Origin of the sequence: Alistipes sp. Marseille-P2263 (genome assembly GCF_018101075.1) — a bacterium.
In the GTDB taxonomy this organism is placed as follows: Bacteria; Bacteroidota; Bacteroidia; order Bacteroidales; family Rikenellaceae; genus Alistipes; species Alistipes dispar.
In genome coordinates this window covers 56,972-70,061 of sequence record NZ_JAGQEJ010000011.1, presented here as the reverse complement: position 1 = coordinate 70,061, position 13,090 = coordinate 56,972, and the positions used below count along the sequence as shown (strand labels likewise).

Below are 13,090 nucleotides of genomic sequence, written 5' to 3'. Positions count from 1 at the left end.
TTTATATAAAATATTAATAGGGGCTATCCAAAAGGTCTAAAAGTAAATCTTATCCCCTCTGCAAGTATCTGTAGAAGAGTGATTGCAAGAATTTCTTTCTTTTTGGGCAGCCTCTATTAAATTTATTTATTCTTTCTTGATTTATGTTTATAAACATTATACCAAAAACATTCCAACTAACCTTGTTTATGTTTTGTCAGCCACCATTTGCACAACCATATTTGACTCCCAAAGAGAGTGAATTCGATAAGATAACTTGCTGCATACCCACAATAAGGGGCTAAATAGAATACGAATGGGAAATAGATAACAGTACCGACAACAGATTGCGTTATGTAGTTGGTTAAACTCATTTTACCATAAAGCTGTAATGTGGAAACCGCTTTTTTGACACGTTCCTTATGACACAATAATATGAACGAGAATATTTCTACAGAATCATCAGTAAAACAGAAAAAAATACTAATTTTGTTTTTGATGATCATTTCAAAAGGAATTAGAAAAAATGTCTAATTCTAACTTATAGAGGAAAAAGCAACAATTAAATATTAAAGAATAAAAGATACGAAAAATATGACGCCAAAAGAGATACTACAAGAATGGATTGACTGCTTCAACGCCGCCGATGCAGTCGCTTTGGCAAACTTATACGCTCAGGATGCCATAAACCATCAAGTCGCAAACACCCCGGTTATAGGAAAAACAGCTATCCATAAAATGTTTGTAAATGAATTTGCAACCTCAAAAATGGTTTGTATTGTTGAGCATATATTCGAGGATGGAGAATGGGCTATCATGGAATGGAAAGATCCGCTCGGGTTGCGAGGATGCGGATTCTTCCATGTGCAAAACGATAAAATCGTTTTCCAAAGAGGTTATTGGGATAAGCTCAGCTTTCTCAAACAGCACGGTTTAACCGTAGAGAATAGTGATAAAAATCCAAACACATAACACCGTCCGATATGGGAATCATCATTCATTCTTTAGAGTCCGTTTCTTTCAAAGATTTGTATGCGGCATTCTCATCCGCATTCAAAGATTATGATTTCTCTTTGAATGCGGATGAATTGCGACGCATGCTCGACCGACGAGGATACAATCCACAACTATCTTTCGGAGCATTTTTCGAAGGACGGCTGATTTCTTTTGTGTTTAACGGAACAGGCATGTACAACAACATCTTGACGGCCTATGACACAGGGACGGGAACCGTACCTTCATTCCGGGGATTACACCTAACCCAAAAAATATTCACTTTCAGCCTCGAATTGATATATCAACAAGGAGTTCGGCAATATGTACTGGAAGTTTTGCAACACAATCACAAAGCAATAAAAATATATCGCAAATTAGGCTTTGAAACACAGAGAAATTTCAACTACTACTCTGCCAAACTGAGCGATATTGTTCCTGTATTGCAAGTAAACCATACCGCATGTCGCATACTCCCATCGGATTTAAAAAACTGCCTTAACCAAACGGCCTGGTTCGATTTTCATCCTTCATGGCAAAATGACAGGGCTTCACTGGAACGCGGAATCGACAATTTGGACATATTGGGAGCTTATGAAAGAGAAGAACTTGTCGGATTTGTTATCTTTGAACCGGCATCAGGCGATATTTCATCCCTCGCAGTTGCAAAAGATTACCGGCGTAAAGGAATAGGTAAGTCCTTGCTTAAAAGTGCTGTCAGTCATTTTCAAAGCGATGTACTCAAATTTACTAATGTTGATTGCGATTGTGAATCAGTCACTGGTTTCTTGTCATCATTAGGACTTACCCCAAAAGGACAACAGTTTGAAATGGTCAGAAAAATTTAACCTACATTTATATGAATAGCCCTCATCATCAAATAACGGTTCTCAGCTATACGCAGGCAGGGATTTTAACCACTGAACTTCCTACGAAGAACTGAACTTTAAATTTACCACTTAACTGTCCTACGAAGCACGAAAGCCCTGCTTGCGTATAGGTGATGTTATGCGGTCGGTTTTCATTTTCTCTTCTTTCTCGTTAATTTGTCAAGCAAAGTTACTAAATTTGCAGTCAAGCAATTTCAATTTTTGAATTATGTATTTCAGCAGACCTTGGACTTCTATCTAAGTGATAGGCAGTCCTGAAAATTCCAATCTCTTTTAGGTCAAGACAATTAGTCTATGGGTTTCGTGTACCGACTTTTTTGTAAAGGCGTTACGTTGTCATAGTTGCTCTGTCGGGTAATACTGTCTATTCACTTCTCCACGATTTGAATTCAAGTATTCACCTGTAAGAAGTTACTAAACCTGTTGGCGGAATTAATTTAGTGCATACTTAATTCTGCCAATGGGCTTGTCGTTAATGAAGTTTACGTATTGCAGAATGGTAAGTGCACTAATTTTGCCAATGATTCTGGCAAACAAACCATTCGTTATTTTCGCGTAGTTCCTGATGACCAAGAACTGGTCTGTAAGTTGTGAGAATATTGTCTCAATCCTCTTTCTTGCCTTTGCAAACGGAATGAATGTCGGTTTCCAATCCTTTTGGTTGAGCCGATACGGACACTCCAGTCTTATGTGTGCGGTTTCGAACAAGTCAAGCTGTACGTCAGCTCCAATATACCCTTTGTCACCATAGATGCTACAGTCGTGATAAGTATGTTTTACATCCTTCATATAATGGAGGTCAGCCACACTTGCCTTTGACAGATCATAGGAATGGATAACTCCACTTAACCCACAGAGAGCGTGTAACTTATAACCAAAATAATACGTGTTCTGCGAAGCACAGAAGCCGAAGTCGGGAGCTTGCGAGAAATTGCCGGCACGCCCCATCTTGCAACGTTTTCCTCTTGCAACCCTACAGACCTCTATCGGCTTGGAGTCAACAAAGAATTGTTCCTCTCCGCCATCCATTTCCATGGCAATCCGCTTGCGCAGTTCCTCACACAGGCCTGACGTTTTCTTCCTGCGGTCATTGAACTGTCTCCTTGATATGAGATTGGGAATGCTGTCCTTGTATTCTTGCAATTTATAGTCGAACAACCACTTCTCACTATCAATGCTCTCGGTCTCTGCCGTCAGGGATAGCGCCACCACTTCCAAATCCGAAAACTTGGGAACAGGACCACGACGTGGAACATTACCCGAATCATTGACGAGATTTTCAGAGAATTGCTTGCATATCTCAAGTATTTTGACGAATTTTGCATAAAGGTTGTACATACGATGGTTTGAACTTAATGTTTTAATCACCACTAAGTTACTAAAAATCAGCGACATGTACAACTTTTTACTCATATTTATCAACTTAAATTAATTCCGCCAACGGGTTTACTAATGACAAAAAAGAAATTGCCCGTTCGTTTTACGGGTCAGCACTTTACTATTGATAAAGTGCTAATAAAAGATGCAATAAGACAAGCAAATATAAGTAATCAGGATACGGTTTTAGATATTGGGGCAGGCAAGGGGTTTCTTACTGTTCATTTATTAAAAATCGCCAACAATGTTGTTGCTATTGAAAACGACACAGCTTTGGTTGAACATTTACGAAAATTATTTTCTGATGCCCGAAATGTTCAAGTTGTCGGTTGTGATTTTAGGAATTTTGCAGTTCCGAAATTTCCTTTCAAAGTGGTGTCAAATATTCCTTATGGCATTACTTCCGATATTTTCAAAATCCTGATGTTTGAGAGTCTTGGAAATTTTCTGGGAGGTTCCATTGTCCTTCAGTTAGAACCTACACAAAAGTTATTTTCGAGGAAGCTTTACAATCCATATACCGTTTTCTATCATACTTTTTTTGATTTGAAACTTGTCTATGAGGTAGGTCCTGAAAGTTTCTTTCCACCGCCAACTGTCAAATCAGCCCTGTTAAACATTAAAAGAAAACAGTTATTTTTTGATTTTAAGTTTAAAGCCAAATACTTAGCATTTATTTCCTGTCTGTTAGAGAAACCTGATTTATCTGTAAAAACAGCTTTAAAGTCGATTTTCAGGAAAAGTCAGGTCAGGTCAATTTCGGAAAAATTCGGTTTAAACCTTAATGCTCAAATTGTTTGTTTGTCTCCAAGTCAATGGGTAAACTGTTTTTTGGAAATGCTGGAAGTTGTCCCTGAAAAATTTCATCCTTCGTAGTTCAAAGTCGGGTGGTTGTCAAGATGATTTTTCTGGTTTGGTGTCGTCTTTTAAGCTGCCGCATAACAAATTAATAATACCAAATAAAAATACGTATAGATTAAAAAAGTTCTTTGTGCTTTTGTCAGGGAACTTTTTTTTCGTAAATTTGCGTTCAATTATGCGGCAGTAATAATATACATATTAATACGAGTTAAGAATCCTGTAGTTTTCCACATGCTACGAGGAGGTATTAAAAGGTGCGTTTCGGCAATGCATCTATTGTAGTATATTATTGCTTAATCAAATGAACATTATAAATTTAGGAATTCTTGCTCACATTGATGCAGGAAAAACTTCCGTAACCGAAAATCTGCTATTTGCCTGCGGAGCAACGGAAAAGCGCGGCAGTGTTGATAAAGGTGACACCATAACAGACTCTATGGATATAGAAAAACGTAGAGGAATTACTATTCGGGCTTCTACGACATCTATTGTTTGGAATGGTGTGAAATGCAATATCATTGACACTCCGGGACACATGGATTTTATTGCAGAGGTGGAGCGGACATTCAAAATGCTTGATGGAGCAGTCCTCATATTATCGGCAAAGGAAGGCATACAAGCACAAACAAAGTTGCTGTTCAAGACTTTGCAAAAACTGCAAATCCCGACAATTATATTTATCAATAAGATTGATCGTGCCGGCGTAAATCTTGAGCGTTTATATCTGGACATAAAAACAAATCTGTCGCAAGACGTCTTGTTTATGCAAACGGTTGTCGATGGAGTAGTTTACCCGATTTGCACCTCAACAGATATAAGGGCAGAACACAAAGAATTTGTATGCAACCATGACGACGATATATTAGAACTATATTTGGCGGATAAAGAAATCTTACCGGCAGATTATTGGAATGCGATAATCGCTCTTGTGGCAAAAGCCAAAGCCTATCCGGTCTTGCATGGATCAGCAATGTGCAATATTGGCATCAATGAGTTGTTAGACGCCATCATTTCTTTTATATTTCCTCCGGCATCAGTCCCAAATAGACTTTCAGCTTATCTTTATAAAATAGAACATGCCCCCAAAGGGCATAAAAGAAGTTTTCTAAAAATTATTGACGGAAGTCTGAGACTTCGAACCGTTATAAAAGTCAATGATTCGGAAAAATTCATCAAGATTAAAAATCTAAAAACCATTTATCAGGGCAAAGAGATAAATGTTGATGAAGTGGTTGCTAATGATATCGCAATTATAGAAGATATAGAAGAATTAAGAATCGGAGATTATTTAGGTGTTAAACCTTGTCTGATTCAAGGATTATCTCATCAGCATCCCGCCCTCAAATCTTCTGTCCGACCAGACAAGCCCGAAGAGAGAAGCAAGTTGATATCCGCTCTAAATGTATTGTTTATTGAAGACCCGTCTCTGTCCTTTTCCATAAATTCATATAGTGATGAATTGGAAATCTCGTTATATGGTTTAACCCAAAAAGAAATCATACAAACATTGCTGGAAGAACGATTCTCCGTAAAGACCCATTTTGATGAAATCAAGACTATCTACAAAGAACGACCTAAAAAGAAGGTGAATAAGATTATCCATATCGAAGTCCCTCCCAACCCTTACTGGGCCTCAATAGGACTGACTCTGGAACCTTTACCGATAGGGTCAGGGGTGCAAATCGAAAGTGAAATCTCCTTTGGTTATCTGAACCATTCTTTTCAAAATGCCGTTTTTGAAGGAATCCGTATGTCTTGCCAATCGGGATTGCATGGATGGGAAGTGACGGATTTGAAAGTAACCTTTACTTATGCCCTTTATTATAGTCCGATAAGTACCCCTGCCGATTTTAGACAATTGTCTCCTTATGTCTTCAGGTTGGCTTTGCAACAATCAGGAGTGGATATTCTCGAACCGATGCTCTATTTTGAGTTACAGATACCACAAGTAGCAAGTTCCAAAGCTATTACAGATCTGCAAAAAATGATGTCTGAGATTAAAGGTATCAGTTGTAATAAAGAGTGGTGTCTTATTGAAGGGAAAGTTCCATTAAATACAAGTAAAGACTATGCTTCAGAAGTAAGTTCATACACTAAAGGCTTAGGCACTTTTATGGTTAAGCCGTGTGGGTATCAAATAACAAAAGGCGGTTATTCTGATAATACCCGTATGGAAGAAAAGGATAAACTTTTATTCATGTTTGAAAAATCAGTATCATCAAAATAATGGAACGATCCAGGAATTTCTATAAGACAATACGGTTGGGGTATATACTTATCTCCGTTCTTATCGGATGTATAGCATATAATAGCTTCTATGAATGGCAGGAGATAGAAGCATTAGAACTTGACAATAAAAAAATAGACGAGTTCCGAAAAGAGATAAACAATATCAATATTCAAATGATAAAATTTTCTCTATTTGGTGAAACAATACTGGAATGGAACGATAAAGATATCGAACATTACCATGCACAGCGTATGGCAATGGATAGTATGCTCTGCCGTTTCAAAGCTACCTATCCGGCAGAGCGTATAGACAGCGTACGCCATCTTCTCGAAGATAAGGAACGGCAGATGTGCCAAATCGTTCAAATACTTGAACAACAACAAGCCATCAACGATAAGATAACCAGTCAAGTACCTGTAATCGTGCAGAAGAGTGTACAGGAACAGCCCAAGAAGTCCAAGCGCAAAGGTTTCTTGGGCATCTTCGGCAAAAAGGAAGAAGCGAAACCAACTGTGACTACCACGATGCACCGTTCCTTTAACCGGAATATGAGAACCGAACAACAGGCACAAAGCCGCCGCTTATCGGTTCATGCCGATAGCCTTGCCGCACGAAATGCGGAACTTAACAGGCAACTGCAAGGACTGGTTGTTCAAATAGACGGGAAAGTACAAACTGACCTACAAAAGCGGGAAGCCGAGATAACAGCCATGCGGGAACGGTCGTTCATTCAGATTGGGGGCTTGACAGGGTTCGTTATACTGCTACTGGTCATATCATATATCATCATACACCGAAATGCCAACCGCATCAAGCGATATAAACAGGAAACCGCAGATTTAATCGAGCGACTGCAACAAATGGCAAAGCGAAACGAGGCACTGATAACCTCCCGCAAGAAAGCCGTACATACCATTACCCATGAATTACGCACACCGCTGACTGCAATAACGGGCTATGCCGGACTGATACAAAAAAACTTCAATGCGGATAAAACCGGGATGTATATCCGAAATATTCAGCAATCCTCCGACCGTATGCGTGAAATGCTTAATACTCTTCTGAGTTTCTTCCGGCTGGACGACGGCAAGGAACAGCCTAATTTCTCCACGTGTAGGATTTCATCAATAGCGCATACGCTCGAATCAGAGTTTATGCCAATTGCCATAAACAAGGGACTTGCTCTTACTGTGACGAATCACACGGATGCTGTTGTACTGACCGATAAGGAACGCATTCTACAAATTGGAAATAACCTGCTGTCAAACGCCATCAAGTTCACTGAGAACGGTGCCGTTTCTCTGACAATGGGGTATGATAACGGTATGCTGAAACTTATCGTCAAAGATACGGGTTCGGGTATGACCGAAGAGGAACAGCAACGTGTGTTCGGTGCGTTTGAACGTTTGTCAAACGCTGCCGCAAAGGACGGCTTCGGATTAGGTCTTTCCATTGTTCAGCGCATTGTGACAATGCTCGGCGGCACAATCCAGCTGAAGAGCGAGAAAGGCAAGGGCAGCCGTTTCACGGTGGAGATACCCATGCAGTCAGCCGAGGAATTGCCGGAACGGATAAATAAAACACAGATTCATCATAACCGAACACTCCATGATATTGTTGCCATCGACAATGACAAGGTACTTCTCCTAATGCTGAAAGAAATGTATGCACAAGAAGGGATACATTGCGACACTTGCACCGATGTTGCGGAACTGATGGAAATGATACGCCGGAAAGAATACAGTCTGCTTCTGACCGATTTGAATATGCCGGATATAAACGGCTTCGAGCTGTTGGAACTGCTACGCACCTCCAATGTGGGCAATTCAAGGATCATTCCGATTATTGTAACAACCGCTTCGGGCAGTTGCAACAGAGAGGAACTTTTAGAACGTGGATTTTCCGATTGCCTTCTCAAGCCGTTTTCCATATCGGAGCTGATGGAAGTTTCCGACAAGTGCGCCATGAAAGGTAAACAAAATGAAAAGCCTGATTTCTCCTCCCTACTGTCTTACGGCAATGAATCCGTCATGTTGGATAAACTGATAGCGGAAACCGAAAAGGAAATGCAGTCGGTCAGGGATGCGGAACAACGGAAAGACTTTCAAGAACTGGACGCCCTGACACACCACCTACATAGTTCGTGGGAGATACTGCGTGCCGACCAACCATTAAGGGAACTTTATAAACAGCTTCATGGGAGTGCCGTTCCCGATTATGAAGCATTGAACAACGCCGTGACTGCCGTATTGGATAAGGGTTCGGAGATAATCCGGCTGGCAAAAGAAGAAAGGAGAAAATACGAAAATGGATAAAACAAAAATCATCGTGGTGGAGGACAACATCGTATATTGCGAGTTTGTCTGCAACCTGCTGGCACGGGAGAAATTCCGTACCGTGCAGGCTTTCCACCTCTCGACAGCGAAGAAACTTCTGCAACAAGCCACTGACAATGATATAGTAGTTTCTGATTTGCGTTTGCCTGACGGTGACGGCATCGACCTATTGCGCTGGATGCGCAAAGAAGGCATGACGCAGCCGTTCATCATCATGACCGACTATGCCGAAGTACATACGGCGGTTGAAAGCATGAAACTCGGTTCGCTGGACTACATACCCAAGCAACTCGTGGAGGACAAACTCGTGCCTTTGCTCCGCACCATACTGAAAGAGCGGAATATCGGGCGAAGCCGCATGCCCGTATTTGCCCGTGACGGTTCAGCCTTTCAGAAAATCATGCACCGGATAAGGCTGGTAGCTCCTACCGACATGAGCGTACTGATATTCGGGGAGAACGGTACTGGCAAAGAGCATATTGCCCATCTACTGCACGATAAAAGCAAGCGTTCAGGCAAGCCTTTCGTGGCGGTGGACTGCGGCTCACTCACCAAAGAGCTTGCACCATCGGCGTTCTTCGGACACGTCAAAGGAGCGTTCACTGGTGCTGAAAACACAAAGAAAGGCTATTTCCACGAGGCGGAAGGCGGCACATTGTTTTTAGACGAAGTGGGTAATCTCGCACCAGAAACTCAACAGATGTTACTCCGTGCCATACAGGAACGGCGGTTCCGTCCCGTTGGCGACAAGTCCGACCGCAGTTTCAACGTCCGCATCATCGCCGCCACCAACGAGAATCTGGAAAAGGCGGTCAATGAAAAGCGTTTCCGGCAGGATTTGTTATACCGCCTACATGACTTTGAAATAACCGTTCTGCCCTTACGTGACTGTCAGGAGGACATCATGCCGCTGGCGGAGTTCTTCCGTGAGATTGCCAATAAGGAATTGGAGTGCAAGGTTAGCGGTTTCAGTTCCGAAGCACGGAAAGCGTTGCTGACCCATTCATGGCCGGGCAACGTGCGCGAACTTCGACAGAAAATCATGGGTGCGGTGTTGCAGGCTCAGACGGGACTTGTCACAAAAGAGCATCTGGAACTTGGGATAACCGAAACAACCTCTGTTACCGGCTTCTCCCTACGCAACGACGAGGAAGATAAAGAGCGGATTCTGCGTGCTTTGAAGCAGGCTGACGGGAACCGGAAGGTCGCTGCCGAATTGCTTGGAATAGGCAGGACAACACTCTATAATAAACTGGAAGAATATGGATTGAAGTATAAATTTGAGCAACCATAGCCCGCAATTCGCTGAAAATGGCTATCTTTGCATGACATATCAGAAGGTAACGGCGATTGGCAGAGCCTTTTGCCGCCTATATATAACATAAGACCGCAAGGCGTCCTAATGGGAATCTGGAAAATTAACATTAACAGGAACTATTGCGTGATTGCTTATGCTATGCCTACGCATAGCGTGCATTCACCTATTCCTGTTAAGGGCATTCCAGAGCCTCCATTAGTGATAGCGTGGATTGCACGCTACTTTTTTGCCCTTGCCCAACGAAAGGAAACGCTAATGGGTAAAGTACAGATTCTTGCCGTCCTCACGATGGACGGTTGTCAAAGCTCCGAGTTATATTGCAAAGCGTATAAGGAACTGCGCCTTGAAGATTGCGGTATCAACGAGATAAGGGAAAACGCCCTTTATCATATCACACCCGACTATTCCATCTCTATGCTCGACGAATGGCGGAAATCCGCAACAGACATCTGCTATCTGGCGGAAGTCACTCCTGAAAAGGCGGACTACATCAATGGGCTGTTACGTATGCGTGTGGTGGATGAAATCATACTTTATACGCTTCCTTTCATTGCCGGAACGGGAAAGCGTTTCTTCCAGTCCGCCTTGCCACAGGAACAATGGACGCTGACCTCGCAGAAGGTGTACCGCAACGGAGTGGTCCGCCATATCTATAAAGCGTGCGTTTGATGTCCGGAAAATGGACGAATGTTCAGGAAATGAACACTTTAAGTCGAAAATAATTCCTGACAGACAAATAAATTGCAAAATTATCACACTGAAATCCAGCACCTTGCAGAGAGTGTGCCGGATTTTTTATTTTATGAACACGCTTTTTGCCAATCATATTCATGTGCGCATACCGAAAAACAGAGTGTAAAATTTCAAAATTGACAGGATATGAATTATTTCTTATTGGCGGAAACCGAGTTCTTCCGCCGTATAAACGAAGCCGGGGACTGCAATATGGAAACGGCATATACGGCTTTCGCCACGCAAGTAATCGAGCTATGCAGCGGCAATGTGGACACCAACCGCACCATCATCGCACTGGCTTACATCGAAATCGAGTTGCAGCACCATCCCATGCGCAATCTTCCCGAAGAAAAGAGGGAGGTTGCAGCCTATATCAGCAAGGCACTCTCTTTAGTGAGGAAGATGCAGAAGTTCCTTGCCGCTCCCCAAGTGCCACCACTAATCCCCATCCGTACATCCTCCGACAACACAACCGAAAATCCCGCCTCACCCCTGCAATGGACGGGCAACGCCATCGACCTCGTGGAACTTATCTACGGCATCAACGAGATGGGCTGCATCAACAACGGCAACATGCCGCTCAAACAGCTCGCCCCGCTCCTCTACAAGATTTTCGGTATCGAATCAAAGGACTGCTACCGTTTCTATATCGACATCAAACGCCGGAAAAACGAAAGCCGCACTTACTTCCTTGACAGGATGCAGGAGAAACTGAACGAGAGGATGCTCCGCGACGAGGAAATGGAACGTTTGAGAAAATAATCCTGTACCAATGATGAATCAGGGGGTGACGTTATGTCATTCTCTGATTTTTTGTAGGTTTTGTCCTGCTGTGTAGATACATTTCGTTATCTATTCGCCCGAAAACCAGCGAAAAGCACTATCTTTGTACCCACGTTACAGAATTGTATATGAGCATAGACAACCTCGACATAATAAAACGGTTGATAGCCGAAAAAGAATGCGGACGGGTGGAGTTCAAGGAAACCACCGGACAGTTGGAGCGCGGCATGGAAACGCTTTGCGCCTTCCTTAACGGCGAAGGCGGCACGGTATTGTTCGGTGTCACCGACAAGGGAAAAATCATCGGACAAGACGTGAGCGACAAAACCAAGCGGGATATAGCGGACGCGATCCGGCGTATCGAGCCGTTTGCCACAGTTGAAGTTTCTTATACTGAAATACCAGACACTGGCAAAAGTGTCATCGCACTGTCTGCGGAAGAACAAAGATATATGCGTCCGTTCTCTTACAAAGGACGGGCTTACCTGCGGGTGGAAAGCGCGACATCCATCATGCCGCAGGAGATATATAACCAATATCTGATACAGCGGGGCGGGAAATACGCTTGGGAGGCAATAGCAAATCCTGACCTTAAAATATCCGACCTTGACGAACATGCCGTCATTAGTGCTGTTCGCGGGGGAATCAGAAGCGGTCGTTTACCTGAAGCAACCATAAGGGAAGACTTGCCGACCATTCTCGAAAAATTCAGTCTGTTGCATGACGGGAAACTTAACAATGCTTCAGCAGTGCTGTTCGGTCATGATTTTTATTATTATCCCCAATGCCTGCTCCGTCTGGCGCGTTTCAAAGGCACGACGAAAGACGAGTTTATAGACAATCAACGTGTCACTGGGAATATCTACGCGCTGCTGGATGCTGCAATGGCGTTCTTTTTCAAACATCTGTCACTTTCCGGTAAGATAGAAGGGCTGTACCGTGAGGAAGAACTGGAAATCCCGTACAAGGCATTGAGAGAGTGCTGCACAAATGCGTTGTGCCACCGCCTGTACCACCGTCCCGGCAGTTCGGTGGGAATCGCCATCTATGACGACCGTGTGGAAATAGAGAACAGCGGGACATTTCCGCCGGATATAACAATGGAAAAACTGTTAAGCGGGCATAATTCAGAACCGCAAAATCTAATCATAGCAAACGTGCTGTATAAAAGCGAGGTCTTGGAAAGTTGGGGACGGGGCATCGGGCTTATGATAAGCGAGTGCCGGCGTGTCGGCATTCCGGACCCCGAATTTCACACGGACGGAAACAGCGTATGGGTCGTTTTCCGCTATACCCGGAAAGCAGTCGGGTCATACCCGACAGTCACCCCACAGTCGCCCGATAGTTACCCGACAGTTACCCCGCAAGTGGGAAAAGTTCTGTCTGCAATCGGGAATCAGACACTATCGACAAAAGATGTTATGGAAATGATAGGATTGAAGGACAAAAGCAATTTTCTGGAGCTTTATCTGTATCCTGCAATAAGGTTGGATTTAGTAGAACCGATTTATCCGGAAAAGCCGAAACACCCGCGACAGAAATACCGTCTTACGGAGAAAGGTCTGGATTTAATTAAAAATAAATAGTC

General features: G+C 42.9%; 10 protein-coding genes and 1 pseudogene. 9 read left to right on the top strand and 2 right to left on the bottom strand.

Annotation, left to right across the window (positions count from 1 at the left end):
- Nucleotides 1-176: 176 nt before the first annotated feature.
- Nucleotides 177-434: pseudogene (locus KB554_RS12445) on the bottom strand (DUF418 domain-containing protein); the annotation flags it as partial.
- A 139-nt stretch (nt 435-573) separates the two neighbouring features.
- Between KB554_RS12445 and KB554_RS12440 the strand changes: the two are divergent.
- Together KB554_RS12440 and KB554_RS12435 are read left to right on the top strand one after the other, a co-directional pair.
- Nucleotides 574-951, top strand: a complete 378-nt coding sequence (locus KB554_RS12440) for a nuclear transport factor 2 family protein (protein ID WP_007366528.1) — start codon at nt 574-576, stop codon at nt 949-951.
- Nucleotides 952-962: 11 nt separating this feature from the next.
- Complete coding sequence (locus KB554_RS12435) at nt 963-1,820, top strand: GNAT family N-acetyltransferase (RefSeq protein ID WP_007366527.1); 858 nt, start codon at nt 963-965, stop codon at nt 1,818-1,820.
- A 474-nt stretch (nt 1,821-2,294) separates the two neighbouring features.
- On the opposite strand, the gene KB554_RS12430 is transcribed toward KB554_RS12435, so the two are convergent.
- The gene (locus KB554_RS12430; RefSeq protein ID WP_032536584.1) at nt 2,295-3,275 is read right to left on the bottom strand and encodes an IS982-like element IS1187 family transposase; all 981 of its coding nucleotides are present in this window, start codon (nt 3,273-3,275) and stop codon (nt 2,295-2,297) included.
- 39 nt (nt 3,276-3,314) lie between these two features.
- On the opposite strand from KB554_RS12430, the gene erm(F) reads away from it, so the two are divergent.
- The 7 genes from erm(F) (at nt 3,315) to KB554_RS12395 (ending at nt 13,088) form a co-directional block, all read left to right on the top strand.
- Complete coding sequence (gene erm(F) / locus KB554_RS12425) at nt 3,315-4,115, top strand: 23S rRNA (adenine(2058)-N(6))-methyltransferase Erm(F) (RefSeq protein ID WP_004295323.1); 801 nt, start codon at nt 3,315-3,317, stop codon at nt 4,113-4,115.
- A 286-nt stretch (nt 4,116-4,401) separates the two neighbouring features.
- Nucleotides 4,402-6,327: a tetracycline resistance ribosomal protection protein gene (gene tet / locus KB554_RS12420; RefSeq protein WP_008645586.1), complete on the top strand. Its 1,926-nt coding sequence runs from the start codon at nt 4,402-4,404 to the stop codon at nt 6,325-6,327.
- The gene (locus KB554_RS12415; protein ID WP_008645587.1) at nt 6,327-8,645 is read left to right on the top strand and encodes an ATP-binding protein; all 2,319 of its coding nucleotides are present in this window, start codon (nt 6,327-6,329) and stop codon (nt 8,643-8,645) included. Before tet ends, KB554_RS12415 begins: the two co-directional genes overlap by 1 nt.
- The gene (locus KB554_RS12410; protein WP_008645588.1) at nt 8,638-9,960 is read left to right on the top strand and encodes a sigma-54 dependent transcriptional regulator; all 1,323 of its coding nucleotides are present in this window, start codon (nt 8,638-8,640) and stop codon (nt 9,958-9,960) included. Before KB554_RS12415 ends, KB554_RS12410 begins: the two co-directional genes overlap by 8 nt.
- Nucleotides 9,961-10,239: 279 nt before the next feature.
- On the top strand, nt 10,240-10,653 hold the full coding sequence (locus KB554_RS12405; protein ID WP_008655868.1) for a dihydrofolate reductase family protein: 414 nt from the start codon (nt 10,240-10,242) through the stop codon (nt 10,651-10,653).
- Between the two features lie 210 nt (nt 10,654-10,863).
- Nucleotides 10,864-11,481, top strand: coding sequence for an RteC domain-containing protein (locus KB554_RS12400; protein WP_008645591.1), 618 nt, complete (start codon nt 10,864-10,866; stop codon nt 11,479-11,481).
- A gap of 149 nt (nt 11,482-11,630) precedes the next feature.
- Complete coding sequence (locus KB554_RS12395; RefSeq protein WP_008645592.1) at nt 11,631-13,088, top strand: ATP-binding protein; 1,458 nt, start codon at nt 11,631-11,633, stop codon at nt 13,086-13,088.
- The last annotated feature ends 2 nt before the right edge of the window (nt 13,089-13,090 follow it).